Genomic DNA, 26856 nt, shown 5'->3' with positions numbered 1-26856 from the left:
TCCAGCACCAGTGGCTGGTTGAAATGCTGCGCCGCTTCAACCTGCACTTCTCCCTGTTTGACGAGGAGCGCTGCATCGAGGCGTTCGCCGATGCGGAGAACCCCTTCGAGACCGAACAACTGGTGATCTGCAGCCTCGACTTCCTGCGCAAGAAGCGTCGCCGCTTCGAACAGGTGCTGGAAGCCGAGTGGGATCTGCTGGTTGTCGACGAAGCCCATCATCTGGAGTGGAGCGAAGAGGCCCCGAGCCGCGCCTACGAAATGGTGGAAGCGCTGGCCGAACAGGTGCCGGGCGTGCTGCTGCTGACCGCCACCCCGGATCAGCTGGGCCACCAGAGCCACTTTGCCCGTCTGCGCCTGCTCGACCCGGAGCGTTTCTACGACTACGACGCCTTCCTCGCCGAGGAGCAGGCCTATGGTCAGGTCGCCAGCGCAGCGCAAGAGCTGCTGGATGGCGAGACCCTGAGCGATGAAGCTAAAAGAATCCTTGCCAGCCAGTTGGAAGGGCTGGACTTAAGCGATGCCGCCGCCCGTCAGCAGGCGGTCGCCAAGCTGCTGGATCAGCATGGCACCGGCCGGGTGCTGTTCCGTAACAGCCGCGCCAACATTCAGGGCTTCCCGGAGCGCCACCTCAACGTCTACCCCATGCCGCTGCCAGAGCAGTACAAGACCGCCATCAAGGTGATGGGCATGATGGGTGGCAATGGAGGCGATCTGCAGACCCGCGCCCTGCGCTACCTCTATCCCGAGAAGGTCTTCCAGCAGTTCGAAGGCGACAACGCGACCTGGGCCCAGTTCGACCCGCGCGTCGAATGGTTGTTGGAACTGCTGCTCTCTGCCCGCCAGCAGAAGGTGCTGGTGATCTGCTCCGAAGCAGCCACCGCCATCGCACTGGAAGAGGCGCTGCGTACCCGTGAAGGGATCCGTGGTGCCGTGTTCCACGAAGGGATGTCCATCCTCGAGCGGGACAAGGCCTCCGCCTATTTCGCGCAAGCTGAGGGGGGAGCTCAGGTGCTGCTCTGCTCCGAGATCGGCTCAGAGGGTCGCAACTTCCAGTTTGCCAGCCATCTGGTGCTGTTCGATCTGCCGCTCAACCCGGATCTGCTGGAACAGCGTATCGGCCGACTGGATCGTATCGGTCAGCAGAATACCGTCGAGATCCACGTCCCCTACCTAGAAGGGACTGCCCAGCGCGCCCTGCAGCTCTGGTATCACGATGGTCTGGATGCATTCGAGCAGACCTGCCCGACGGCCCGTCCGGTATTCGAAGCGGTGCGTGACGAGCTGTTTGAGCTGCTGGCCGCCAATACCGGCGATCAGGAACTCCTTGATGCCCTGCTGGTCAAGACTCGCGAACTGCACGAGCCGCTCAAGGCACGGCTGGAACAGGGTCGCGATCGCCTGCTGGAGATCCACTCCAGCGGTGGCGCCGCCGCCCAGCAGCTGGTCGACAAGCTCGCCGCCGAAGATGACGACACCGGCATGATCTCCTTCGCTCTCAAGATGTTCGACGAGATCGGCGTCAATCAGGATGACCGTGGCGAGAACGCGCTGGTGCTGACCCCGGGGGATCACATGCTGGTCTCCAGCTTCCCGGGCCTGCCGCAAGACGGCATGACCATCACCTTCGATCGCAACACTGCTCTGTCGCGGGATGACATGGCGCTGCTCTCCTGGGATCACCCCATGATGCGTGGCGGTATCGACCTGATCCTCGGCTCCGAGATCGGAGCGACCTCGGTCGCCCTGCTCAAGAACAAGGCGCTGCCCATCGGCTCCATCCTGCTTGAGCTGATCTTCGTTGCCGAGTCTGCAGCCCATCCCCAGCTCTATCGCTTCATGCCGCCAACGCCGATCCGTCTGCTGATGGACAAGAACGGCCAGAATCTGGGCGAAAAAGTGGCGTTCGATGCCTTCAACCGCCAGCTGACGCCGGTCAATCGCCACCTCGGCAGCAAGCTGGTCACCGCATCCCAACCGGTGATCCACGGTCTAATTGGCAAGGGCCAGACCATTGCCGAAGAGCTGAAAGGCGGGATTGTCGACAAGGCCCGCGCCCAGATGGCGCAGACCCTGCAACAGGATCTGGACAGGCTGGAAGCGCTCAAGGCGGTCAACCCGAACGTGCGCGACAGCGAACTGGATTATCTGCGCAATCTGCAGGCAGAATTGCACCACCTGATCGATCAGACCCAACTCAAGCTGGATGCCATCCGCTTTATCGTGGTCACCCATAACTGACGCGATACTGAAGAGACATGACCGGCTCATGCTGGACGCCATGCCCTTTATGATTGTGGTTACTCATAACTGATGGGGGCTTGTCCCCACCTTCTGATGCGAGACATTTATGTTTGAATACTCACCGCCTCTGGAACCCTGGCTCGATATCCTGTTCAAGGACAAGGACATCATGGTGGTCAACAAGCCCACTGGCCTGCTGAGCGTCCCCGGGCGCGGCCCCGAGAATGAAGACAGCGTCCTGCATCGGGTAAAGCAGCAGCATCCCAAGGCAGCGGCGGCTCATCGCCTCGACATGTCCACTACTGGCGTCATTGTCATTCCCCTCAATCCCAATTCCCATCGGGAGCTGAGTCGGCAATTTCGCGAGCGGGAGACCGAAAAGCACTACCTCGCCTGGGTGTGGGGCGAGCCGAAGGCAGCATCAGGTCAGGTCGACCTGCCGCTCTGCGTCGACTGGCCCAACCGGCCGAAACAGAAGGTGGATCACGAGGAGGGGCGTCACGCCCTGACCCTGTGGGAAAAATTGAAGGTAGAGAATGGTAACAGCCTGATCAAGCTGACTCCCATCACGGGTCGCTCGCACCAGCTGCGCGTCCATATGCTGGAGCTGGGACACCCGATTCTGGGCGACAACCTCTACGCCCATCCGGATGCACTGGCGGCAGCACCGCACCTTTATCTGCATGCAGCGAGTCTGACCATCAGCCACCCCCGCAGCGGCGAGAAGATGACCTTCGAGGCACCAGCCCCTTTTCCGGTCTGAGCCAAGATAGACATCGCAATATCGCAGACATAAAAAAGCCCCCATCGACTGGATGGGGGCTTTTTCGTTAGGGTCAGACGCGAATATCGATGTTACTTCCCAAAGAAGCGTTGGCCGATGTCGGTGCAACCGGTGCTGATTGAGCTGCTGTTTGCAGCAGTTTCAATGCAGATTCACCTTCTTGGGTCTGTTGTTTCTTGGCCAGGCTGGCCGTCATCAATGCAGAACCAAATGACGCAGATGCAGAACTAGATATATCCATGGTGTACCTCCTGCTTTAAGACTATCGGCCATCTTGGGCCAAGCATGAGCCATTTTGGCTAAATTAAATACGCCTTGTCCGGTTGACGCCGCTCCAGCCACTCTTCTTCCATCTCCAGCAGGGTTTGATAAACCTTCTCCGCCTGTTCTGGACGGCTGAACAGATAGCCCTGACCATAGAGGTGAATATCCGTGAGGGTGCGCAACACGTCGAGCTGAGCCTGAGTTTCTATCCCTTCACACACCAGACTCTTGCCCAGCATGGAGCCCATCCGGCAAATATTGGCGACCAGCTCGGATGCCTCGATGGACGTATCAATCCCCTGGATGAAGGAGCGATCGATTTTCACCTTGCTGACCGGCAGCTTCTGCAGATAGCTGAGCGAGGAGTAGCCGGTACCAAAGTCATCCAGTGCCAGTTGTACCCCCTGCTGATTGAGATCCTGCATCAGTTGCAGGGAGTTTTTCACCTCGCGCATGGTGGTGTCTTCCGTCACCTCCAGCACCAGGCTGGCGGCCGGGATATGGTGGTCCATCAAGGCCTTGGCAACCAGCTTCAACAGATTGCGCTGATACATGCCGGGCGAGATATTCACGCACATCTGCAAATCAACCAAACCCAGTTGCTGCCACTGATAGAGCTGCTCGCAGGCCGTGTTCAATACCCAGCTGCCCAGCTTCTCGGCCAGCTGGAACTCCTCGGCAACCTGGATCACCTCGTTGGGTGGAATGAAGCCCAATTCAGGGTGACGCCAGCGCAGCAAGGCTTCCACCGCCTCGCAGCGGCCACTCTCGAGATTGACGATGGGCTGGTAATAGAGCTCGAGCGCATTGTGCTCGAGCGCCATGATCATGTCGCTTGCCAAATGCTTGCGGCGCGCTGTTTCATTGAGCAACGAGTTGTCATAGATGACGTATGGTACATGAGTCTTGCGGCTGTGAAACAAGGCCTGCTCGGCGCGGCTGAGCAGCTCCTGAGTATGCTTGCTGTCCATCGGGAAGAAGGCGATGCCGATGCCCACCTCCAGGCGGAACGGGTAGTTGTCGATGATGATGTCCTGCTTTAGCGCATGCAGCAGGCGGGCCACCAGCTCCCTCACCTGGCGCAAGTCACTGCTTTCACGCTGGATCATAGCAAACTGATCGCCTCCCAGCCGGGCCACCCACTCACCGTTTTCACACAAACTGCGCATTCGCTTTGCCAGCTCCTGCAGCAGAAAGTCACCGGTGTTGTAGCCGAACTTGCTGTTGATGTCGCGAAAATCGTTGATGTCCACCAGCACCAAGCCAAACGGCGTCTCCTTGGTAGCGTAGGACTCCATTTTCTCCAGCAATGCCAACCGGTTGGACAATCCAGTCAGGGGATCGATCCGCGCCGCCCTGAAATGGCGGCGGGCCTCGCGGATCAACAAACCACTCAGCAGCATCACCGACAACACCAGCCCTGACACCATGAACAGCAGCGCATTACGCAGTTGGCCAAAGCGTTTGTCATTGCCTGAATAGACGTTGATGTTCTTCTGCATCACGGAGGCGAGAGAATAGGAGAGTGGCTCCTGCAGAGGAACCAGGCGCATCAATATCTGCTGATAATCGGGTGTCCCCGCCTTCAGATTGGTGATATTGGGCTCCATCTCGCGAATGTTGCTTTCGATCAGCTGCACCAGCCGCAAGGTCTTCTGCTTGTCCTTCATGCTCTGACGCAACTGACCACTGAGCAGGATGGGGGTGCGGCTCCACAGGATGTCGTAACGCAGCATCAGGGTATCGTGATCAATGCCGCCATAATGGTAGATCTCGACGGAGTTGAGGAAGCGCCCCAACTCCAGTTGCAACTGCATCAGGGCCCAGGAGACGTCATAGGTGTACCTCTCCATCACTCGGGTCGCATTCTGTATCTGCGCGAGGCAATAGAGGGTGCTTCCCGTAAACAACAGGATGGATAGGTAAAGAACGATGAGTAAAGGCCACGCCTTGGTCTTTGCTTTCACTCGTACTCCCGCAAGCCACTACATCAATGCTGAATATCAATGGCATTCAGTTGCCAAATCATCATGTCGGTAAACTCCGAGCGTTTCAGCTCGGGATACTGATCCAGCGGTAGGATAAACCAAAGCGGTCCCTTATTCCGTACCCGCATGGTGACCCCGTCATCTTGCCACGCCAGAATCGGGTCGTATTGCCTGACCTTATCCCAGTTGATCCTGATCTGAAAACTGTTCAAGGCCGTCAAGGTGATCGCCTTGCCATCCGCACCGACGGCAGCCAAGACATCGGCCAGCTTGGGCCCCACATATTTGTGCGGTTTGTCGACCCAGGGATTGCTGGTCACTATCTCATGCTGTGGCAGGGCCTTGAGCATGGCGAGATCGAAGGAGACCACCCCCTCCGTCGCTTCGGCCGGCAGCACATTGCCGGTCACCTTCAAAATGACGGGTCCCTGCGGCGCCTCAAGTGCCATCACCGGCATGGCCAGAGAAAACAGTAATGGAATCAAACCCAGTACACGCATACTCACCTCTGATTAAGTCACTGACAATAGACTCAGTTTAGTCGCCATAAAAAAAACGGCCCGCAAAAGCGAGCCGTTTGGTAACCAGAGCTGAATTACATCATGCCCATGCCACCCATGCCGCCCATATCAGGCATGGCAGGGGCATCTTTCTTCGGCAGCTCGGAGATCATGCACTCGGTGGTGATCATCAGGCCGGCGATGGAAGAGGCGAACTGCAGGGCTGAACGGGTCACCTTGGTCGGATCCAGGATACCCATGGCCAGCATGTCACCGTACTGTTCGGTGTAGGCGTTGTAACCGAAGTTACCTTCACCGTTCTTCACCGCGTTGGCGATGACGGAGGCCTCTTCACCGGCGTTGATGACGATCTGGCGCAGCGGGGCTTCCATGGCGCGCAGAGCGACCTTGATACCCACGTTCTGATCTTCGTTGTCGCCACGCAGGCCGGCCAGTTTGGCGGCCACGCGTACCAGCGCAACACCACCACCGGCAACCACACCCTCTTCTACAGCGGCGCGAGTCGCGTGCAGGGCGTCGTCAACCCGGGCTTTCTTCTCTTTCATCTCGACTTCGGTGGCAGCGCCAACCTTGATCACCGCAACACCGCCAGCCAGTTTGGCTACGCGCTCTTGCAGTTTCTCGCGGTCGTAATCGGAAGAGGTCTCTTCGATCTGCTGACGGATCTGGGCCACACGGCTCTCGATCAGGGATGCATCACCCACGCCATCGATGATAGTGGTGTTCTCTTTGGTGATGACGATGCGCTTGGCACGGCCCAGGTCTTCCAGGGTCGCTTTTTCCAGCTCCATGCCCACTTCTTCGGAGATCACGGTACCACCGGTCAGGATGGCGATATCCTGCAGCATGGCTTTGCGACGGTCACCGAAGCCAGGTGCCTTGACGGCAGCGACTTTCACGATGCCACGCATGGTGTTGACCACCAGGGTCGCCAGCGCTTCGCCTTCTACGTCTTCAGCCACGATGATCAGCGGCTTGCCCGCTTTGGCTACGCCTTCCAGCACCGGCAGCATTTCACGGATGTTGGAGACTTTCTTGTCGACCAGCAGGATGAAGGGATCGTCCAGCTCAACGGCACCGGTTTCCGGCTTGTTGACGAAGTACGGGGAGAGGTAGCCACGGTCGAACTGCATGCCTTCTACCACAGCCAGCTCGTCGTCCAGACCCTGACCGTCTTCAACGGTGATGACGCCGTCACGACCGACTTTGTCCATGGCTTCGGCAATCAGCTTGCCCACTTTCTCGTCGGAGTTGGCGGAGATGGTGCCGACCTGAGCGATGGCATTGTTGTCAGCACACGGCTGGGACAGGGCTTGCAGCTCGGCAACGGCGGCCACTACGGCCTTGTCGATACCGCGCTTCAGATCCATCGGGTTCATGCCGGCGGCAACGGCCTTCAGGCCTTCGTTGACGATGGCTTGAGCCAGTACGGTAGCTGTAGTGGTACCGTCACCGGCGGCGTCGTTGGCCTTGGAAGCAACTTCCTTGACCATCTGGGCGCCCATGTTCATGAACTTGTCTTCCAGCTCGATTTCACGGGCAACGGAGACGCCGTCCTTGGTGATGGTCGGCGCGCCGAAGGACTTGTCCAGTACCACGTTGCGGCCTTTCGGGCCCAGGGTCACCTTGACGGCATCGGCCAGGATGTTTACGCCTTCCAGCATCTTGCTGCGTGCTTCGTTGCCAAACTTGACTTCTTTAGCTGCCATTTCTTCAATCCTTCAATCAATTCGCAGGGGGAAAGGGTGGATTACTCTTCGACAATCGCCAGGATGTCGGTTTCAGACAGGATCAGTACGTCCTGACCATCCAGCTTCTCGGTCTTCACACCGTAGCCTTCGTTGAAGATCACCTTGTCACCAACCTTGACGGCGAGGGCTTTGACATCGCCATTATCCAGAATTCGGCCAGTCCCCACGGCAAGAACTTCACCACGGGTGGACTTCTGGGCCGCAGTACCAGTCAAGACAATGCCGCCAGCGGATTTGGCTTCAGCTTCGATGCGCTTGATGATGACGCGGTCGTGCAGTGGACGAATTTTCATCGATAACTCTCCCAAAATGAGTCTCTGTGTTGCTTTGAGGAATGGCCATTCCTGGCCAAATTAGATATGTCTCCGATGTGGGGCACGTTTGTTAACCCTTCAAGGGCAAATACAAAAAAAATATTTTCACGTACTATAAACGTCTTCGATGGATCTCCCGAAGTCCCGGTCAGGAAACCGGTTTGTGCTGCCCGCAGCCAGAACTCCGCCAGACGTACAGAGACGAGCCCGTGACCCGACCCAATCCCCTGCTGACCGCCCCCATGACGTCCGTATTGCTGCGTATGACGGGCCCGATGATCCTCGGCATCGTCGCCATTCTCGCCTTCAACCTGGTCGACACCTTCTTCATCGGCATGCTGGGCACCCAGGCGCTGGCCGCCATCAGCTTCACCTTTCCGGTCACCTTCGTGGTCACCTCGCTGGCGATGGGGCTGGGGGCCGGCCTCTCTGCGGTGATGGGTCATGCGCTCGGCCAGGGCAAGCATGATGAAGCCGCCCGCATCACCACCGACAACCTGTTTCTGGCCGTGCTGCTGGTCGCCTTCATCGCCCTGGCGGGAGCGCTGACCATACACCCGTTGTTCCGGCTGCTCGGCGCCAGCGATGCGCTGATCGCCCTCATCTACGACTACATGCTGATCTGGTATCTGACCGTCCCCATGCTGGTGCTGCCCATGGTGGGCAATGCCGCCATCCGGGCCACCGGCGATACCAAAACCCCCAGCCTGGTGATGACGGTGGCCGGGCTGGTCAACGGGGTGCTGGATCCCCTGCTCATCTTCGGCATAGGCCCCTTCCCCGCATGGGGGATCCGCGGCGCCGCCATCGCCACCTCCCTCTCCTGGCTGATGGCCATGCTGGTCAGCCTCTATATACTGCGCCACCGGGAAGGACTGCTGCGCTGGCGCCTCTCCCCGCGCCCGCAGTTGCTGGCCCACTGGCGCGCCCTGCTGCACGTGGCGGTGCCCGCCTCCTTTACCAACATGCTCAACCCGCTGGCCAACGCCGTGCTGATGACCATCTTCGCCGGGCTGGGGACGGAAGTGGTGGCTGCCTACGGCGCCGCATCGAGAGTGGAGGCCCTGCTGCTTATCGTGATGATGGCGCTCTCCTCCGTGCTGGCCCCCTTCATCTCGCAGAACTGCGGGGCGGGCAACCCGGCCCGCGCCAAGGCGGCGCTGCAGTTTTGCATGCGCTTTGCCCTGCTGTTCCAGCTGGCAGTATACGGACTGACCTGGCTGCTGGCCCCCTTCATCGCCGAGCTGTTCAGCAGTCATCCGCAGGTGGTGCGCCTCATCGTGCTCTATCTGCACCTGGTGCCCATCGGTTACGGCTTTCAGGGCATGGTGATGCTGCTCGCATCCGCCTTGAATGGCGTGAGGGCTTCCAGCGTCTCCTTCCTGTTCAACGGGTTGCGGCTGTTTGTCTTCTTGCTGCCAGGGGCCTGGCTGGGGGCGAAACTGGGAGGGGAGCAGGGGATCTATCTGGGCATTCTCGTGGCCAATCTGGCGGCGGGCACCCTGGCCTGGTGGTATGCCCGCCACCGCTTCGAGCAGTTGTGCCATCAGGGCAGGCCCTGATGGCAGGAAATTAAGCGCAGCAGTTACTCCTTGCGCTCGAACTCCCCTTCGATGGTGGTGCCGCTGCGCGGAGCTTGACCCGGCTGGTCATTGCCCGGCACCTCGTCGAACGGCTGCTGACGGGCCTGAAAACCGCCCATCTGCATCTTGAACTGGTTGCTGCCGATCAGCTTGTCGGCCAGCTTGTTGCGCAGCCAGGGCTGCAGCAGCAGGATGCCGAAGAAGTCGGTCACGAAACCCGGGATGATCAGCAGCAGACCGGCCAGCGCCAGCATCATGCCCCCCATCACCTCACGTCCCGGCATCTCCCCCTGCTGTATCTTCTGCTGCGCGTTGAACAGGGTCTTGATCCCTTCGCTGCGTACCAGAGAGGAGCCCAGCACCGCCGTCAGAATGAGCAAGCCGACGGTCGGCAAGGCACCGATCACGGAGCCGACTTCGATCATTACGGTGAGCTCAAGCACCACCAGACCGACCAACAATAGAAACAACTTGCCCATAACAACCTCAGTGCGGATGAATGTGAATGAACCGCTGGCGAAGTGCCACAACGGCTGATGCCGTTGCCAACCCACCATGGTATCGGTTCCTGTTGATTAAAATGGGGGGTGACGCGCATTTTTCAAGTCCACAGGGTGACGAGGCGCCGGATCCACAGAAAAACCGGCCTGCCAGACTGTGATTGAAGTCATTGTTCTGTCAAAGTAAATCGGTTGATTGCAATATCTGTTTAATGACCACAAGTTATTTGAGGTTGTCTCAAATTTAGTGATCCAGGTCTAATATCAGATACCTCAATTGGGGTAATATCGACGCCAGTAATTAAGGGAGCAAAAAAGCCCCCAACCGCCCCACTCGATGTGTGGTGCTTCAGGATGAACCGTGCGTAAGGAACTCGCGACCACTCGGTGAGGATCGTTTCCATTTATCTGATTTCTGAGGCATTACAATGAGCGACATCAAGAACGTCCGCATTGAAGAAGACCTGCTGGGCACCAAAGAAGTTTCCAACGATCTCTACTACGGTGTGCATACCCTGCGCGCCGTTGAGAACTTCAAGATCAGCACTCAGAAGATTTCTGACGTTCCGGAATTCGTCCGCGGCATGGTACTGACCAAGAAGGCCGCCGCCTTGGCGAACGGCGAACTGGGTACCATCCGTCCTGAAATTGCTGACAAGATCGTAGAAGCCTGCAACCTGATGCTGAACACTGGCAAGTGCTTCGACCAGTTCCCGGTCGACGTTTACCAGGGTGGTGCCGGCACCTCCGTCAACATGAACACCAACGAAGTACTGGCCAACATCGCCCTCGAAATCATGGGCCTGGCCAAGGGCCGCTACGACGTCATCAACCCCAATGACCACGTCAACAAGTGCCAGTCCACCAACGATGCCTACCCCACCGGTTTCCGCGTGGCCGTGGTCAACAGCACCGACACCACCCTGCACGCACTGGAAGCACTGATCGCCGCCTTCGATGCCAAGGCCGCCGAGTTCAAGGGCATCCTGAAGATGGGTCGTACCCAGCTGCAAGATGCGGTGCCGATGACCCTGGGTCAGGAGTTCCACGCCTTCGCCGTCACCCTGCGTGAAGAGATCAAGTCCATCAAGCGTTGCCAGGAGCTGCTGCTGGAAGTGAACCTGGGCGCCACCGCCATCGGTACCGGCCTGAACACTCCGCCCGAGTACTCCGCCCTGGCCATCAAGCGCCTGGCCGAGATCACCGGTCGTGCCTATGTTCCGGCTGAAGATCTGATCGAAGCAACCTCCGACTGTGGCGCCTACGTGATGCTGCACGGCGCCATCAAGCGCATGGCGATGAAGCTCTCCAAGATCTGTAACGACCTGCGTCTGCTCTCCTCCGGCCCGCGCACTGCACTCAAAGAGATCAACCTGCCGGAAATGCAGGCTGGCTCCTCCATCATGCCGGCCAAGGTCAACCCGGTCATTCCGGAAGTGGTCAACCAGTCCTGCTTCAAGGTCTTTGGCAACGACGTCACCATCACCTTCGCCGCCGAAGCCGGTCAGCTGCAGCTGAACGTCATGGAGCCGGTGATCGGTCAGGCGATGTTCGAATCCCTGAGCCTGATGGAAAAAGCCTGCATCTCCCTGCGCGAGAAGTGCGTGGAAGGCATCACCGCCAACCCGGAAATCTGCATGAACCACGTGCTGAACTCCATCGGCATCGTGACCTACCTGAACCCCTTCATCGGCCACCACGAAGGCGACATCGTCGGCAAGATCTGTGCTCAGACCGGCAAGAACGTCCGTGAAGTCGTGCTGGAGCGCGGCCTGCTGACCGCCGAGCAGTTGGATGAAATTCTCTCCATCGAGAACCTGATGAACCCGCAATACAAAGCCAAGCGTTATACCCGCGAAGCCACCGTATAAGCGAGCAAATGGGCCGGGTTTATCCCGGCCCATAAAGTCAGTTCCCGATAGGTCTTGCCCAGCCCCATCGGGAATTGGCTTTTCTGCCAAATAAAACCTAAAAAAACTGGAAAATGGAGTGTTCGCTATGATTGGAATCGAGTTACTTGTCGTGCTCGCCGCTATCTATCTGGGGGCCCGGATAGGCAGCATCGGCATCGGCTTTGCCGGTGGTTTGGGGGTACTGGTACTGACCTGGGGTCTGGGGATGCCAATTCCCAGCGACCAGCTGGTCACCTACATCCCCTGGGACGTGATCATGATCATCGCGTCCGTCATCTGCGCCATTGCCTGTATGCAACTGGCCGGTGGCATGGACTATCTGGTCTCCCTGGCCGAGAAAGCTCTGCGCAAGAACCCCAAATACATCACCTTCGCCGCGCCGGTCGTCACCTATCTGATGACCATGCTGGCCGGTACCGGGCACACCGCGTTCTCCACCCTGCCGGTGATCGCCGAAGTGGCCAAGGAACAGGGCATTCGTCCGTCCCGTCCGCTCTCCATCGCCGTCATCGCCTCCCAGATCGCCATCACCGCCTCGCCCATCTCCGCGGCCGTGGTTGCCTTCTCCGGCATGCTTGAGCCGTTTGGCGTGGATTACCTGGCCCTGCTGGCCATCTGCATCCCCTCCACCTTCATCGCCTGCATCCTCGGTGCCTTCGTCGCCAACATGCTGGGCAAGCCGCTCGACCAGGACGAAGTCTACCTGGAGCGCAAGGCCAAGGGGCTGATCAAGCTGCGCGGTACCACCAAGCTGGAGCTCAAGCCTTATGCCAAGGTGTCGGTATGGATCTTCATCGCCGCCATCGTGGCCGTGATGGCCTACGCCACCGCCATCTCCGGTAAAGTGGGCCTGATCGCCAACCCGCCGATCCCCCGTGATGGCGCCATCATGGGCATCATGCTGGCCGCGGCCACCATCATGACCCTAGTCTGCAAGCTGGACGCCACCCAAGTCACCAACATGCCGACCTTCAAGTCCGGCATGTCCGCCTGTATCTGCGTACTGGGCGTGGCCTGGCTGGGTAACGTCTTCGTGAAAGGCAACATGGACACCATCCAGCTGATCGCCGGCGACCTGCTCAACCAGTACTCTTGGCTGCTGGCCGTGGTGCTGTTCTTTGCCGCCATGCTGCTCTACTCACAAGGCGCCACCACCAAGGCCCTGATGCCGGCCGCCCTGGCACTGGGTGTCAGCCCGTTGACCGCCATCGCCTCCTTCGCCGCCGTGAGCGCCCTGTTCGTGCTGCCGACCTACCCGACCCTGCTAGCCGCGGTCGAAATGGATGACACCGGCTCCACCCGTATCGGCAAGGCGGTATTCAATCACCCCTTCTTCGTACCGGGTGTTGCCACCATCGCCATCGCCGTGGCGCTGGGCTTCTTCTTCGGTGGCATGATGCTCTAACCAGCATTTAATTCCACAAACATGCAAACGGCCCTGTTCGGGCCGTTTTTTATGCCTGCTTTTCAGGTCAAATCATTAATTAATCCTTGTGCGCTTCAGTTTCTATCAAGGTTCGCAGATCTACTCTGGGGCATCGGAACAGAAACCGATCAACAGGGCCGAGCACAGGTCCGACAGTGTTTACACCAGAGGAACGAACAATGAAAAAGACAGCATTGACCATGGCCATCTCCAGCGTGCTGCTGGCCGGTGGTGCGCAAGCCGCTACCGTCTACAACCAGAACGACACCAAACTCGACATCGGTGGTCGCGCTCAAGGCATGTACTACGGCACTGATGACAACGGTTCTGAAGGTGACCAGAGCTACCTGCGTCTGCACGTTGCCGGCGAAACCAAGATCGACAACGAGCTGACCGCGTTCGGCTTCGCTGAATACAACCTGCCGGTCTCCGGCTCCGACAACGACGAGCTGCGTTATGCCTACGCCGGCATCAAGCACGATCGTTTCGGTGCCTTCAGCTACGGCCGTCAGGATGGTCTGTTCACCAAAGCCGTGAACAACTACACCGACGTGCTGCCAGAGTGGGGTGGTGACGGTCTGGGCAAGGACACCGAAATATTCGGTACCGGTCGTACCAACGGCCTGGCCCAGTACATCTACACCTATCAGGGCCTGACCCTGGGTGCCCAGTTCACCGGCAACAACGATCCGCAGAACGCCGATCGCTCCAACCTGACTGGCGCCAACAGCACCTGGAATCCGAAGGGTTCTGCTGAAGGTTTCGCCGTGTCCGCCAACTATGACTTCGACATGGGCCTGAGCCTGGGTACCGCCTACAACCAGGCTGGCAAGACCGACGAGCAAGCTGCCAACGCCGCCTTCGGTGGTGACCGCGACGCCAAGCTGTACGGTGTCGGTGCCAAGTACGCCGTCGGCGACCTCTACCTAGCTGCCACCTACTCCCACGGTGAAGACCACATGTACGTCAGCACCTTCAACGGCTACGCCGAGAAGATGGATGGCTACGAAGCCGTCGCCCAGTACGCCTTCGGCAAGTTCAAGCCGTCCCTCGCCTACCTGCGTACCGACGTGAAGGACAATGCTCGCGGCATCGATGACACCGCCACCGAGTACGTCTCCATCGGTGCCTGGTACAACTTCACCGACAACTTCAACGCCTACGTTGATTACAAGATCAACCTGCTGGACAACGTCAACGGTACCCACACCAACTCGCTGGGCAAGAACACCGACGACGTGGTCGCCGTGGCCCTGCAGTACAACTTCTAAGTCTTCCCTGAATTGCCTACTGTATTTTTTACCGGCCGCCCAGCGGCCGGTTTTTTATTGCCCGTCAGATGTTGACCCGCGCCAGACTCGGCTCGCGGTGAAAGCAGTTCACCAGCAGCAGCAAGGTCGTTACCCCGACCGTGCCCAGCACCAGCCAGGGTAACCAAGGCTGCCCCTGCAGCATGGCGTAGTCATGCAGCGCGCCGCCCCCCACGTAACCCGTCATGCCCCCCAGCGCCAGCCCCAGCCGGCTGAAGCCCATGTAGCTGCCGCGTGCCCCCGGCTGCGCGAGCTTGGTCATCAGCGTCTCCCGCGCCGGTTCCGCGATGACGATCCCCAGATAGAAGCAGGCCAGCAGCATGAACACCGCAGGCAGGGTGTTGGCAAACGCTACCAGCCCGATGCCGGTGGTCATCAACAGTACCCCCGCCATCAAGCGGCTCTCCAGCTTGAAGTGGCGCTCGCCATAGCGCGCCAACGGATAGAGCAGCGCCAGCGAGATGGCTGTCTCCAGGGTATACATCCAGCCCACCGCCGTGGTGGTGCCCGCCATCTGCTTGACCAGGATGGGGAAGATCAGCATCACCTGGACCCAGAGCGCGTAGTAGCCGCTCAGGATCAGTACCAGCCGGCAGAACGCCTTGTCGGCCAGCACCTGGCCGAGACCGGCGCGGATCGGGGTCGGCCGCACCGAGAGCTTGTAGGCGGGCAGGATCAGCAGGTTGCACAGGGCGGCGCAGACGAACAGGCCGGCCCCCAGCAGGCAGACATATTCGAAGTCGAAGTTGAGCAGCCAGCTGCCGAGCAGGGCCCCCACCACGGCGCCGGCGCTCTCCAGCATCATCAACAACGAGATGTAGCGCCCCCGCTGACGGGGCCGGGTGAATTTGATCACCAGTGCGGCGCGGGGTGGATCGAACAGACAGCCCCCCAGCCCCGAGATGACGCAGGAGAGGATCAGCTCCAGCCCGCTCTGGGCATAGGCCAGGCTGGCAAACCCCGCCGCCCGCAGCAGCATGCCGCCCACGATGAGCGGCCGTGCGCCAAACTTGTCCGCCAGCGAGCCGCCCAGAATGCCCAGCCCCTGCTGGGTCAGCTGGCGCAATCCCAGCGCCAGCCCCACCACCCCGGCCGCCCAGCCGAGTTGATCCACGAAGCGCAGGCTGATCATGGGCATCACCACGAAGAACCCCAGGATCACCAACAGGGAATCCAACGCCAAAAACCACCGCCCCAACCGCCTCGCCCGCTCCACCATGACTACCCGTCCCCTGCTTTCTGATGACATTCCGATTAATTCGTCTCATCGCCCGAATGACGCCGTCACCAAACGGGCTCAAGGTGCAACAAGCCCCTGAACCGATATGGCAATATGCCAAAGCACAACGATTGATACTGCTATTCTGGAAGGACGCCAGATATAGTGGTAGCCGACAACTGGCTATATTTTATATTGGATTATGTTATGGCTATGACCCTCGACGATCTGCAATTGCTGCTGGATGTGGTCAATCGCGGCAGCTTCAGCAAGGCGGCCGCCGTGCGCGGCTGGTCACAACCCATGGTGAGCCAGCGGATCGCCGTGCTGGAACAGGATCTGGGCCAGCCCCTGTTTCGTCGCCACCGGCGCGGCGCCACCCCCACCCCGGCCTGCGAGCAGTTCCTGCCTGCCGCGAGTGCGGCATTGAGTGCGCTGGAAGGGGGTCGCCTGGCAATGCAGGGAGCGCCGGCGCTACCGCGCATCCGGCTCGCCTGCCTGCCCTCCCTGACGACCGTGGTGTTCGGCCCCCTGCTGCTGGCACTGGTCGACGAGACCTTCGAGATCCGCTGCAACACGGATCACTCCGGCATCATCATGCAGGAGCTGCTGACCGGCGAGACCGACGTCGGCTTCATCCTCAAGTGTCCGGCCATCGCCGGCATTCAACTAGAACTGCTCTATCGCTCCCCCATCATAGCCGTGGCCTGCGCCACCCATCCGCTGGCCGGGCGGCAGGGCCTGACCCTGCAGGATATCGCCAACGAGCGGCTGGCCCCCCAGCAATGGGGCACCGGCTGCGACGAGCTGATCCTGCAGTTGCGCCTGCTGCGCCAGGTGGCGAGCCCGCTGCACGCCATCCAGCCCGCCAGCGCGGCGCGGGAGCTGGCGCTGGAGCACGGCTTCATCACCCTGATGCCGGCGCTCGCCATCGCCCGGGATCTGGAGTTCGGCCGGCTGGTGCAACTGGACGTAGTGGATCTGCCGCCGGATCACTGGGATGTGATGATGGCCTGGCGCAGCGGCAAACGGCCCAATCCCGCCAAGGAGCGGGTACTGGAGGCCGCCCGTACCCTGGCCCGGCGCTGGGCGGGCAAATCTGCATAAAAAAAGCGCCGGACAAGTCCGGCGCTCCCTCTCTATTTACAGTGGCTCAGTAGCTGGCCTTGAGGGTCACCCCCGAGAAGGCGCTGTAGGCGCTCAGCTGCACGTTCCAGGTCCCCGCTTTGGGCGAGTTCAGGGTGCAGGTCTCGGCGTTGCCGCTCTTGTAGGGGCGGCAGTCATAGCTGCTGCTGGTCGGCACGCTGCCGAACTTTACATACAGATCCGCATCGCCGGTACCGCCGCTGCTGGCGATCACCAGCTGGCTCTTGCCGGCCGGCACGTCGATGGTGAAGTTCAGCTTGCCACCCTTGGCGGCGGAGAGACCGCTCACCGGCACCCCGTTTTGCAGCACGCTGCCCGGCTGCGGCGTGGTACCGCCACAGGAGGCATTGACCCCCACAGTAGTAAAGGCTGCCGCCACGTCGGTCACGCTGTAGCCCAGATCGGTGGCGGCCTTGGTCACCCCGCAGGCGCCCTGATCGAAGGTGGTGTTGGCACCCCAGTAGAGGCGGTTGGCCAGCACGAACACTTCAAAGGCCTTGCGGGTATTCCAGCCGCTGGTGTTGGCCAGCAGGTAGAAGGCGCGGTTGTAGACACCGGAGCTGTGGTGCACATCGATGCCATCGTAGTAGTCGCTGGCATGGCCGATGGAGCTGCCGTCCCGGGTCGGATCCTCGAAGTAGCGCAGCGAGCCGTTGCCCTTGAAGATCTGGGCGCCCACCAGCCAGTCGTTGCCGCCCTTCATGAAGTTCTCGGCCGCTTCCCCCGCCATGTCGGAGAAGGCCTCGTTGATGCCGCCCGACTGACCGGAATAGACCAGCCCGGAGTTCTGCTCGGTAAAGCCGTGACTCACCTCGTGGGCCGCCACGTCCAGGCTCACCAGCGGATAGAAGGTGGTGGCGCCGTCGCCGAAGGTCATCTGGCTGCCGTCCCAGAAGGCATTCTCGTAGTTGCGGCTGTAGTGCACCCGCATCTTCAGCTTGAAGGTCAGCGGCGCCGTGTTGTACCAGTTGCGGTACATGTCGAACACCACGTTGCCGAAGTAGTGGGCGTCGTTGAGCGGCGAGTAGGCGCCGTTGATCTCCTTGACCGTGTTCTCCGGGCAGGTGAACTGATGAATGGCGCCGCCCGTGGTGGCGTGATTCATGTTGAGAGTGTCCACGTTCGGGCTGGTCATCCGGCAGTTGTCGTCCACCAGCAGCGGGCCGAAGTCGGCGCCGTAGAAATACTTGCCGGTCTTGACGTTGCCACCCGGGCCGGTGGCGTCCTTGTGGTTGATCCCTTCCCAGCGCTTGAGCTCGCTGCCGTTCTGGGCATCGATCACCACGAAGGGGCGGCTCGGTTCATCGCTCGCCGCCAGCCAGGAGACCAGATAGACCAGGCGGGCCTGACCGGCCTCATCCTGCATCACGAACAGCTTGACCCGCTCGTTGCTGCCCTTGGCCCCGGCCCGCGCCTTGCTGACGGCATCGGCCGGTGACAGGGCGGCGGTCGGACTGGCCACGTCGGCATCGATCTGGCGCAGGATCTGGCCGGAGACCTGGCTTATCTGCCCGCCGAGGGACTGCTCGGCCACCAGCACCTGACCCCAGACCGGGATCCCGTGCCAGGTCTGCTCATAGCGTACCCGCTGCTGACCGTTGGGCAGCTTGACCGCCCGCACCTGACGAAACTCGCCATCCCCTGCCAGGGCGCTCACCCCGGCAGCGCCGCTCGGTGCCCCCTGAATGCCCGCTACCTGATGCACATTCACCTGTTCTGCAGCCAGCGCTGCGCTTCCCCAGCAGGCCAATACCACGGCCAAATAGACTTTGTTCATCCGTCTTTTCCTTAAGTCGATGAAGATTACACGTCGGGTCCGTTGCCCGGCGCTCCTACACTAGTTGGCACGTTCAAGATTGCTGCCTGTCATATGTGACAGAGCAGCACAAACCCATAGCAGGATCTGCTGTTGCCCCTGTTTGGTCGCGTGAGAAGAGATCAAAATGGCGAATAACACCAAAAAAAGCCGAACAATGGCCAGGCACTTTCCGGCCGCCACCAATCGCCCCTCCATATGGGGATGGCGGGGCGCAAGAACAGATGGAAAACCCTTGGCGTACAAGGGGTTGATTGGCTACATTGGCGGTTTGGCGGCCCGCTTCGGGCCCTGACTGGAGGGGAGGTGCGGATGTTTTCATGGCAACTGGACGACGAGCTGGCGCTGCTGTTCCTGCAGCCCGACATGGCCAGCGAACTCTTTGCCCTGTGTCGGGAGAACCGCGACTACCTGACCCAGTGGCTGCCCTGGCCGCCCTACATTCAGCAGCCCGCCGACAGCGCCACCTTCATCCGCCACGCCATCGAGAAGTTTGCCCGCGGCGAGGGGCTGACCACCGCCATCGAGTATCAGGGGGAAGTGGTCGGCGTCATCGGTTACAACCAGATCGACCGGGCGCTGGCCAAGGTCAGCATCGGCTACTGGCTGGCCGAGCGCTGGCAGGGCAACGGCATCATCACCCGCGCCTGCCAGGCCCTGATCCATCACGCCTTCGAGGAGATGGGGATGGAGAAGGTGGAGATCAGCGCCGCCACCGACAACGAACCCAGCCGGGCCGTCTGCGAGCGCCTCGGCATGCAGCAGGAGGGGATCACCCGCCGTGCCGAGCGGCTGGCTGACCGCATCGTGGATCACGTTCACTACAGCCTGCTGCGCGATGAGTGGCTCAGGCAGAGGGATCACTGATGGTGCTGCCACACCTGTGCACGGCCCGCTGCCAGCTCACCATACTGCCCCCCGAACGGGCCGACCTGATGCTGGATTTCTATCTGCGCAACCGCGCCCACCTCGCCCCCTGGGAGCCCAGCCGGGACGAGAGCTTCTACACCCTGAGCCACTGGCACGGCCGGCTGCGCGACAGCTATGGCCAGTTTTTCAATGGCAGCGGGGTGCATCTGGTGGCGCTCGATCCCCACGGTGAGCAGGTGATCGCCACCTGCAACTTCACCAACATCCTGATGGGCGCCTTCAAGGCCTGCCATCTGGGTTACGCCATCGACCAGGCTCACCAGGGGCAGGGGCTGATGCAGGAGATCGTCGAGGCCGGCATCGACTACCTGTTCCAGGAACACGGCCTACACCGCATCATGGCCGGCTACATGCCGTCGAATCTGCGCAGCGGCGCCCTGCTCGAGCGGCTCGGCTTCGAGCGGGAGGGGTACGCCAAAGACTACCTGATGATCAACGGCCGCTGGGAGGATCATATCCTCACCGCGCGCCTCAACCCCGCGCTCTAACCGGTTCCCGAGCCGGCAAGAATCCCGTCAAAGGCGGGGAACGGACATAAAAAAACGGGCCCGAAGTTGCCTTCGGGCCCGTTCTTCAGATGAGGTGCAGGCTTAGTTGGCCTTGGCATCGCTCACTGCGGCTTCCGCCTTGGTGGCTACGTCAGCGGCAGCCTTCTCAACGGTTGCAGTCGCTTCGGAAGCGGCCTTCTCTACGGTAGAGGTGGCTTCGCTAGCGGCTTTCTCAACAGTTGCAGCAACGTCGGCGGCCGGAGTAGCGGCCGGAGCGGCGGCTTCTTCTTTCTGACCACAAGCGGTCAACATCAGACCCAGGATACCGGCTACCAGTACTTTGTTCATGTGCATACCCTCAGAAAAATATGGAGAGATGGTTGGTACAACCATCACAGTGCGTCCTTTCACCCGGTGAAAAACCCATATGCCGGGAGCCAAGAGGCGCGCGAAATATATCCCCATACGCGCCCAATGAAAACGAGTATCACAATGATATTTTCTCGTTGGCTGGATGAAAAGAACTACTACAACGACAAACATTAATACAAAACACTGTAAACGGCGCAGTTTCGTACAATAAAACGCCACAGGCCCCGTGATTGCTGGCAATAAACGGCTATTGCATTGTGCCGGCACCCCCGTCCGGGCTGCGCCTCAATCAGACAGGATCTGACAAGCCAGCCGCTTGCCCTCGCGGGCGCTGTCGCGAGCCAGGTCCAGCAGCGCCATCACCGCCAGCGCCTCGCCGGCCGGCACCGGGTTCGCCCCCTCCCCACGGATGGCGGCGCAGACACCGCGATAGTAGGCGCCGTAGTCCCCCGCCTCGCCAGCCACGCTCTGCTGCTGCAGCTGACCGTCGCGGATCCGGCTGAGCTGGCCGGGTTCGTTGTCCACCCCCCAGTCTGCCGCCGGCGGCCGCTTGCCGAGCTTGAGCTGCTCCTCCTGCACATCCATGCCGAACTTGATGAAGGAGCCCTCGCTGCCGTGGATGACGAAACGCGGCATGGTGGCCGACACCAGGCAGCTGCCGTGCAGCACGACCCGCATCTCGCCATAGCCGAGCACCACGTGGAAGTAGTCATCCGCCAGGGCAGCGGGGCGCTGCTGGGCCAGATCCGCCTGCAGCCAGTCCGGCTGACCGAACAGCTGGAGCGACTGATCGAGGATGTGGGGGCCGAGATCGAACCAGAGGCCGGAGCCCGGACCACCCGCCTCGCGCCAGCGCTGGCGCACCTCGGGACGATAGCGATCGAAATGGGATTCGAACTGGGCGACCTGACCGAGCTCTCCTTCCGCCAGCAGACGGCGTACGGTGAGAAAGTCACCGTCCCAGCGCCGGTTGTGGAAGATGCTGAGCAGTCGCTGCTGCTTCTCCGCCAGCTCGACCAGCGCCTTCGCCTCGGCCAGATCCAGGGCGAACGGCTTGTCGATCACCACGTGCTTGCCGGCCAGCAGGGCCTCGCGGGCGATGGGGGCATGGGTGTCGTTGGGGGTGGCGATCACCACCAGGTCGACCGACGGGTCCGCCAGCACCTCGGCCAGCGAACCGACCCGGCAGCCGGGCAGATCGCTCTGCACCTTGGCGGCATCGCGGCTCACCACCCAGCCGAGGGAGAGCCCGGGCGTGCTGGTCAGAAACGGGGCGTGAAAGGTTTGGCCTGCAAAGCCGTAGCCCACCAGGGCGGCATTGATTGTGTGGCTCATCCGGTTTTCTCCACGGGTAGCTGTGTCACGGGGTGCAGGCAAACCCTTGCCTGCCAAATAGAGAAGGGGGCCCAAGGCCCCCTGAGTGTACCCATCAGAGCACAGGATTTATTGCAAACACAAGCGCCGGCCCTGGCGGGTCATCAGCATCAGCAGGGGGGGCAGCAGCAGCCACATGTGCAGCGCCAGCTGGCTGAGCGGATCGTGCATCAGCACGCCGATGAAGCCCACCAGCGCGCCGGAACCGCTCATCTGGAACAGACCGAGCAGGGCGGCGGCGGTGCCGGCGCAGTGGCCGAACGGTGCCAGCGCCATGCCGGCGGCCGCGCCTAGGATCATGGCAAAGCCGATGCTGGAGAGGAACACCGGGCCCATCATGGCCAGCGGATGCTCGATGTGCATGGCCAGGGTCAAGGCGATGGCGGAGAGCAGCAGCACCAGCAGGCCGATGCGCAGGGTGCGTCTTGGCCCCACTCTGGCGATGAAACGGGGCGCCAGGAAGCAGGCCAGGATGTTGAGTGCCGCGTTGGCGGTGAACCAGTAGCTGAAGCCGCTCATATCCAGCCCCAGCTTCACCATCAGTTGCACCGGCGCCGCGGTGACATAGGCCAGGATCACCGCCATCGCCAGCATGCACAGCGTCGCGTTGAACAGGAAGCTCGGGGAGCGCAGCACCGGGCTGTAGCGCGACCAGCTGATGAGCGGGCCGCTGCTGCTGGTCTCTTCCGGGCGGGTCTCCGGCATCCGCCACAGCAGCCAGCTACCGACGATGACCGCATAACCGGCCATGAACCAGAAGTTGGCCGACCAGCCCGCCTTGGCGGTGAGCCAGCCACCGAGCAAGGGGGCCAGCGCCGGAATAAAGCAGATGGCGCCGTTCAGGTAGGAGATCATCTGACCGCTCTTCTTGGGGCCGTAGCTGTCACGCACCACAGAGAAGGCGGCCACCGAGGTGGCACAGGCGCCAAACCCCTGCAGCACCCGCGCCAGCATCAGCTCGCCGAGGCTCACGGCAAAGCCGGCACCCAGGGCGCTCAGACCGTAGAGCAGCACGCCGCCAAGGGCGATGGGCTTGCGGCCGTAGCGATCGGCCAGCGGCCCCACCAGCAGTTGTCCCAGTCCCATGCTGAACAGGAACCAGGTGATGGTGCCCTGCATCAGGGTCACCTCGGCCCCCAGCTGCTCGGCCATCTGCGGGATGGCGGGCAGGTAGATGTCGATGGCCAGCGGACTGAACAGCACCAGTAGGACAAGCAAAAGAATCAATGGCATCAGTCACCTCGTGGCATGGGGAAAATAGATTGGGGCGCGAGTCTACTGGCTCACAGTAATGAATTGAAATGGTATTTAATCACTTCTGTTATTCCATTCAGGAAACATTCATTTTATTCACATCTTGCCATGACCCCGGTGAGGGTGATCCAGGGCAATTGGCGCTTTTCCTGGGCGCCAGCCCCGCATAGAATGCGCAGATTATTTTTGCGGAGGTGCTCGATGAACAAGCTTGTCCTGGCAACAGGGAACCAGAAAAAGGTGAAGGAATTGGCCGCCATGCTGGCCGATATGAAGATCCAGGTGATCCCACAGAGCGAGTTTGCGGTCTCCGATGCCGAAGAGACCGGCACCACCTTCGTCGAGAATGCCATCATCAAGGCCCGCCACGCCGCCCGCATCACCGGCCTGCCGGCGGTTGCCGACGACTCCGGCCTGGAAGTGGATCTGCTGCACGGCCGTCCCGGCGTCTACTCCGCCCGCTTTGCCGGTGAAGGTGCCAGCGACAAGGACAACATCGACAAGCTGCTGGGCGAGCTGAAAGGGGCCCCCGAGTATCTCAAGAGCGCCCGTTTCTGGTGCGTGCTGGTTTACTTGCGCCACGCCGACGATCCCACCCCCATCATCTGCCAGGCCAGCTGGGAAGGGATGATCATCGACGAGCCGCGCGGTCAGCACGGCTTCGGCTATGACCCGGTGTTCTTCGTGCCTGATCACGACTGTACCTCGGCCCAGATGCCGGCCGAGCTCAAGAACCAGCTCAGCCATCGCGGCCAGGCGCTGGCCAAGCTCAAAGCGGCCCTGGCGGCGGTCAACTAAAGCGCTGTCTCCCGCCGCGTTGTCATCTACAATGGGGGCCGTCGGCCCCCGTTTCGTTCGCGGCGCCCCGGCCCGTTGTCATCGATGACAAGGGCAACCCGACCCCTGGTGATTTTTTGAATACTGGAAACCCCATGCTGCAACTGCCGCCCCTCTCCCTCTATATCCACGTGCCCTGGTGTGTCCAGAAGTGCCCCTACTGCGACTTCAACTCCCACGCCCAGAAGGGAGAGCTGCCCCACCTCGAGTACGTGGCCGCCCTGCTGGAGGATCTGGAGCAAGACCTGCACTGGGCCCAGGGGCGCCCCCTCTCCTCCATCTTTATCGGTGGCGGCACGCCGAGCCTGCTCTCCGTGGAGGCCATGCAGGCGCTGCTGGACGGGGTGCGCGCGCGCATCGAACTCACTGCGGACTGCGAGATCACCATGGAGGCCAACCCAGGCACGGTGGAGGCGGACAAGTTCGCCGGCTTCCAGCGGGCCGGTATCAACCGCATCTCCATCGGGGTGCAGAGCTTCCAGCAGGAGAAGCTGACCCGGCTCGGCCGCATTCACGGCCCCGAAGAGGCGCGCAAGGCCGCCGCACTGGCTCACGCCATCAAACTGCCCACCTTCAACCTGGATCTGATGCACGGCCTGCCGGACCAGAGCCTGGCGGACGCGCTCTCGGATCTGCAGCAAGCCATCGACTGCGCGCCGCCGCACCTCTCCTGGTACCAGCTCACCATAGAGCCGAACACGGCGTTTGCCTCCAAGCCGCCCACCCTGCCGGAGGATGACACCCTGTGGGACATCTACGAGCAGGGCCACGCCATGCTCACCGCCCACGGCTATCAGCAGTACGAGATCTCGGCCTATGCCAAGGCGGGCTACCAGTGCCGCCACAACCTCAACTACTGGCGCTTCGGCGACTATCTGGGGATCGGCTGCGGCGCCCACGGCAAGGTGACGGATCTCGCCAACCAGCAGATCCTGCGCACCGCCAAGGTGAAGCACCCGAAAGGTTATCTGGATCCGAGCCGCCCCTATCTGGACGAGCAGTGGCAGGTGAGTGCGGACGATCTGCCGCTCGAGTACTTCATGAACCGGTTCAGGTTGTTTGAACCGGCCCCCAAGGCGGAGTTCGAGGCCTATACCGGGCTGCCGCTGGAACGGGTAGAGACCATGCTGACCATCGCCCAGAGCAAGGAGCTGATCGAGGATCTCGGCGACAGCTGGCAGCTCACCTCCCTCGGTCATCGCTATCTCAACGTGCTGCTCGAACTCTTTATGGACGAGTAAGTGCGGGTTCACTCTCTTGCGGCAAGAGAGTGAATCAGCACCAGCGAATAGAAAAACAATCAGGGCGCCATTGGCGCCCTGATTGTGTTAGCTGATGCCTTGCGGCAGGAACCCGCTCAGCAGCAGACGCTTCCCATCTGCTGTTGGCCGGGCTCCCACCGCTTGCCGTGCTTGGCCTTGCGCTGATAGCTGCCCTTGCCTTTCTTGCTCGGTTCGACCCGGGCCTGGAACAGGGGGGAGGTCACCAGTGCCTTGAGGTGGTTGTCCTGAATGATGCCGCGCTGATGTTCGCAGGCGGGCTCGGTGGTGACCCTAGTCACCTTCTTCTTGGCCATATCGGCTCCTTGATGCGGTTGGTCGTGTTTGCCCATCGCCCCTGCCACCACGGATCCGGGGCAGGCGGCGAAAAAACGTGCCGATTGTGCACCTCTCCCGGCCCGCCTGCAAGGGGGCTGGTAGGCTCCTCAGGCCGGTTGATAGACGACCCGCACCAGCCCGCTTGGCAGCACGCTGCTCGACACCGGTACCAGCGCGCCAGGCAGCGGCCCTGCAAAGAGCGGCACCCCGCCCCCCAGGGTGACCGGCACCCAGAACAGGATCAGCTCGTCCACCAGCGCGGCCTGCAGTCCCTGCCTGACCACCTCGCCGCCATCCAGATAAAGATGGCGGCTGCCCGCCTGCCACAGCTCGTCCAGCACCTGCGCCAGCGCTCCCTGCCGAAAGGAGACATGCTCACGGAGAGCGGCGGGTCTGTGGGTCAATACCACCACCGGCTTGTCACCATAAAACCACTCGGGAAAGCCGAGCACAGTGTCGTAGCTGTTGCGCCCCATCAGCAGGGTATCAACACTCGCCATCAGCGCGCTGTAGCCGGTCTCTTCCTGGGAGTCGCCGTTGTAGGGTTCAAGCCAGGCCAGATCGCCCCCCTCCCCGGCAATGAAGCCGTCGAGGGAGAGGGCGAGAAAGGCGGATACCCGGGGCCGGCGCAACTCAGTGCTCATGGTCGTGGTGCTCATGACGAGAGGGGGCGCCGGACTCCAGCGTCTCGAGGATGGCGCAGTGCTCCGCCGAGCGCGGGCCGCCGCAGCAGATGTTGGAGAGCTCGCGCAGGTTGTCACGAAAACGGGTCAGCTCGACGATCTTCTGCTCCACCTGTTCGAGCTTGGTGTCGGCCACCGCCTTCACCTCCTGACAGGTGACCTTGGCCTTGTTGGTATCGAGATCCAGCAATTCGCCGATGTCGGCCAACGAGAACCCCACCGACTTGGCGCGGATGATGAACTCCAGCCGCCGCTTGTCCTGTTCGCCATAGAGGCGATAGCCGGACTCGTTGCGAATGCCTGGCGAGATGAGACCATTCTTCTCGTAAAAACGCAGGGTATCCGCCTTCACCCCGCACGCCTTGGCCAGCTCCCCGATCCGATACATGCCTTTTCTCCCGTTGAATTTGCCACACAGCCACAACCGGCCCCCACTATCGCCCCTTTGCCCGGCGATTGCCAGCCGGCAGCGGGAAAGAGGACGCGGCCACCCTTTTGCCATCAAGAGACTGAAAAGACAAACGTTTCACAAAAACCAACCA

The 26856-nt window shown here is 61.1% G+C and carries 25 protein-coding genes (1 of these 25 cut by a window edge); 11 read left to right on the top strand and 14 right to left on the bottom strand.

All coding sequences use genetic code 11. The annotated features are described in order from the left end of the window. Together rapA and rluA are read left to right on the top strand one after the other, a co-directional pair. Positions 1 to 2240 carry the 3' portion of an RNA polymerase-associated protein RapA gene (gene rapA / locus E5E97_RS08825; protein WP_118881850.1) on the top strand. 628 nt of this gene lie to the left of the window's left edge, so only the last 2240 of its 2868 coding nucleotides appear in the window; the start codon falls outside the window, past its left edge; the stop codon is at positions 2238 to 2240. 109 nt (positions 2241 to 2349) lie between these two features. Further along, positions 2350 to 3006 carry a bifunctional tRNA pseudouridine(32) synthase/23S rRNA pseudouridine(746) synthase RluA gene (gene rluA, locus E5E97_RS08820; RefSeq protein WP_118881851.1) on the top strand — a complete coding sequence of 219 codons (657 nt, stop codon included), beginning with the start codon at positions 2350 to 2352 and terminating at the stop codon, positions 3004 to 3006. A 73-nt stretch (positions 3007 to 3079) separates the two neighbouring features. Here the strand turns inward: rluA and E5E97_RS08815 are convergent, their stop codons facing one another. From E5E97_RS08815 to E5E97_RS08795, 5 genes are all read right to left on the bottom strand, one after another. Next, the gene (locus E5E97_RS08815; protein ID WP_073348952.1) at positions 3080 to 3268 is read right to left on the bottom strand and encodes a hypothetical protein; all 189 of its coding nucleotides are present in this window, start codon (positions 3266 to 3268) and stop codon (positions 3080 to 3082) included. Positions 3269 to 3326: 58 nt separating this feature from the next. Beyond that, positions 3327 to 5258, bottom strand: coding sequence for a bifunctional diguanylate cyclase/phosphodiesterase (locus E5E97_RS08810; RefSeq protein WP_039214446.1), 1932 nt, complete (start codon positions 5256 to 5258; stop codon positions 3327 to 3329). 23 nt (positions 5259 to 5281) lie between these two features. After that, the gene (locus E5E97_RS08805) at positions 5282 to 5779 is read right to left on the bottom strand and encodes a hypothetical protein (protein WP_016349563.1); all 498 of its coding nucleotides are present in this window, start codon (positions 5777 to 5779) and stop codon (positions 5282 to 5284) included. A 95-nt stretch (positions 5780 to 5874) separates the two neighbouring features. After that, entirely contained in the window at positions 5875 to 7509 is a 1635-nt protein-coding gene (gene groL / locus E5E97_RS08800; RefSeq protein ID WP_011704804.1) for a chaperonin GroEL, read from the bottom strand. Positions 7510 to 7550: 41 nt separating this feature from the next. Further along, positions 7551 to 7844, bottom strand: a complete 294-nt coding sequence (locus E5E97_RS08795; RefSeq protein WP_005309514.1) for a co-chaperone GroES — start codon at positions 7842 to 7844, stop codon at positions 7551 to 7553. Positions 7845 to 8026: 182 nt separating this feature from the next. Between E5E97_RS08795 and E5E97_RS08790 the strand changes: the two genes are divergently transcribed. Beyond that, a complete protein-coding gene (locus tag E5E97_RS08790; protein WP_118881852.1) occupies positions 8027 to 9427 on the top strand; it encodes an MATE family efflux transporter in 1401 nt (466 codons plus the stop codon). Positions 9428 to 9450: 23 nt separating this feature from the next. Here the strand turns inward: E5E97_RS08790 and E5E97_RS08785 are convergent, their stop codons facing one another. Then, on the bottom strand, positions 9451 to 9927 hold the full coding sequence (locus E5E97_RS08785; RefSeq protein WP_162902023.1) for an FxsA family protein: 477 nt from the start codon (positions 9925 to 9927) through the stop codon (positions 9451 to 9453). Between the two features lie 449 nt (positions 9928 to 10376). Between E5E97_RS08785 and aspA the strand changes: the two genes are divergently transcribed. From aspA to E5E97_RS08770, 3 genes are all read left to right on the top strand, one after another. Further along, entirely contained in the window at positions 10377 to 11819 is a 1443-nt protein-coding gene (gene aspA, locus E5E97_RS08780; protein ID WP_171280171.1) for an aspartate ammonia-lyase, read from the top strand. 127 nt (positions 11820 to 11946) lie between these two features. After that, a complete protein-coding gene (locus tag E5E97_RS08775; protein ID WP_171280170.1) occupies positions 11947 to 13266 on the top strand; it encodes an anaerobic C4-dicarboxylate transporter in 1320 nt (439 codons plus the stop codon). Positions 13267 to 13466: 200 nt separating this feature from the next. Beyond that, entirely contained in the window at positions 13467 to 14558 is a 1092-nt protein-coding gene (locus E5E97_RS08770) for a porin (protein ID WP_024946195.1), read from the top strand. A gap of 64 nt (positions 14559 to 14622) precedes the next feature. On the opposite strand, the gene mdtH is transcribed toward E5E97_RS08770, so the two are convergent. Beyond that, on the bottom strand, positions 14623 to 15816 hold the full coding sequence (gene mdtH / locus E5E97_RS08765; protein ID WP_011704798.1) for a multidrug efflux MFS transporter MdtH: 1194 nt from the start codon (positions 15814 to 15816) through the stop codon (positions 14623 to 14625). A gap of 207 nt (positions 15817 to 16023) precedes the next feature. Here mdtH and E5E97_RS08760 point away from each other — a divergent pair, with 207 nt between their 5' ends. Next, positions 16024 to 16923 (top strand): LysR family transcriptional regulator, encoded by a 900-nt coding sequence (locus E5E97_RS08760; RefSeq protein ID WP_024946193.1) that lies wholly within the window; start codon positions 16024 to 16026, stop codon positions 16921 to 16923. A 46-nt stretch (positions 16924 to 16969) separates the two neighbouring features. On the opposite strand, the gene E5E97_RS08755 is transcribed toward E5E97_RS08760, so the two are convergent. After that, positions 16970 to 18739 carry a M4 family metallopeptidase gene (locus E5E97_RS08755; RefSeq protein ID WP_171280169.1) on the bottom strand — a complete coding sequence of 590 codons (1770 nt, stop codon included), beginning with the start codon at positions 18737 to 18739 and terminating at the stop codon, positions 16970 to 16972. Between the two features lie 351 nt (positions 18740 to 19090). Between E5E97_RS08755 and E5E97_RS08750 the strand changes: the two genes are divergently transcribed. Together E5E97_RS08750 and rimJ are read left to right on the top strand one after the other, a co-directional pair. Then, positions 19091 to 19645 carry a GNAT family N-acetyltransferase gene (locus tag E5E97_RS08750; RefSeq protein ID WP_017410624.1) on the top strand — a complete coding sequence of 185 codons (555 nt, stop codon included), beginning with the start codon at positions 19091 to 19093 and terminating at the stop codon, positions 19643 to 19645. Next, positions 19645 to 20196, top strand: coding sequence for a ribosomal protein S5-alanine N-acetyltransferase (rimJ, locus tag E5E97_RS08745; RefSeq protein ID WP_118881855.1), 552 nt, complete (start codon positions 19645 to 19647; stop codon positions 20194 to 20196). Before E5E97_RS08750 ends, rimJ begins: the two co-directional genes overlap by 1 nt. A 102-nt stretch (positions 20197 to 20298) precedes the next feature. Here the strand turns inward: rimJ and E5E97_RS08740 are convergent, their stop codons facing one another. The 3 genes from E5E97_RS08740 to E5E97_RS08730 all read right to left on the bottom strand — a co-directional run bounded on the left by E5E97_RS08740 (position 20299) and on the right by E5E97_RS08730 (position 23175). Then, positions 20299 to 20544, bottom strand: coding sequence for a hypothetical protein (locus E5E97_RS08740; RefSeq protein WP_005309486.1), 246 nt, complete (start codon positions 20542 to 20544; stop codon positions 20299 to 20301). A 309-nt stretch (positions 20545 to 20853) separates the two neighbouring features. After that, a complete protein-coding gene (locus E5E97_RS08735) occupies positions 20854 to 21903 on the bottom strand; it encodes an oxidoreductase (RefSeq protein ID WP_118881856.1) in 1050 nt (349 codons plus the stop codon). A 108-nt stretch (positions 21904 to 22011) separates the two neighbouring features. Further along, positions 22012 to 23175 carry a multidrug effflux MFS transporter gene (locus tag E5E97_RS08730; protein WP_162498797.1) on the bottom strand — a complete coding sequence of 388 codons (1164 nt, stop codon included), beginning with the start codon at positions 23173 to 23175 and terminating at the stop codon, positions 22012 to 22014. Positions 23176 to 23397: 222 nt separating this feature from the next. Between E5E97_RS08730 and rdgB the strand changes: the two genes are divergently transcribed. After that, a complete protein-coding gene (rdgB, locus tag E5E97_RS08725) occupies positions 23398 to 23994 on the top strand; it encodes an RdgB/HAM1 family non-canonical purine NTP pyrophosphatase (protein ID WP_113995951.1) in 597 nt (198 codons plus the stop codon). Positions 23995 to 24128: 134 nt separating this feature from the next. Further along, a complete protein-coding gene (hemW, locus tag E5E97_RS08720; RefSeq protein ID WP_043160470.1) occupies positions 24129 to 25274 on the top strand; it encodes a radical SAM family heme chaperone HemW in 1146 nt (381 codons plus the stop codon). Between the two features lie 116 nt (positions 25275 to 25390). Here hemW and E5E97_RS08715 read toward each other — a convergent pair whose 3' ends face one another. The 3 genes from E5E97_RS08715 to zntR form a co-directional block, all read right to left on the bottom strand. Next, on the bottom strand, positions 25391 to 25609 hold the full coding sequence (locus tag E5E97_RS08715) for an alternative ribosome-rescue factor A (protein ID WP_118881857.1): 219 nt from the start codon (positions 25607 to 25609) through the stop codon (positions 25391 to 25393). Between the two features lie 129 nt (positions 25610 to 25738). Then, positions 25739 to 26275: a dihydrofolate reductase family protein gene (locus E5E97_RS08710; protein ID WP_113995950.1), complete on the bottom strand. Its 537-nt coding sequence runs from the start codon at positions 26273 to 26275 to the stop codon at positions 25739 to 25741. After that, positions 26265 to 26702, bottom strand: a complete 438-nt coding sequence (zntR, locus tag E5E97_RS08705) for a Zn(2+)-responsive transcriptional regulator (RefSeq protein ID WP_005309469.1) — start codon at positions 26700 to 26702, stop codon at positions 26265 to 26267. The genes E5E97_RS08710 and zntR overlap by 11 nt, the downstream gene beginning before the upstream one ends. Positions 26703 to 26856: the final 154 nt, after the last annotated feature.

This window comes from Aeromonas sp. 2692-1, assembly GCF_013085505.1.
In the GTDB taxonomy this organism is placed as follows: domain Bacteria; phylum Pseudomonadota; class Gammaproteobacteria; order Enterobacterales; family Aeromonadaceae; genus Aeromonas; species Aeromonas hydrophila.
The sequence above is the reverse complement of the archived record's forward strand: the minus strand, read 5'-3'. Positions and strand labels throughout refer to the sequence as shown.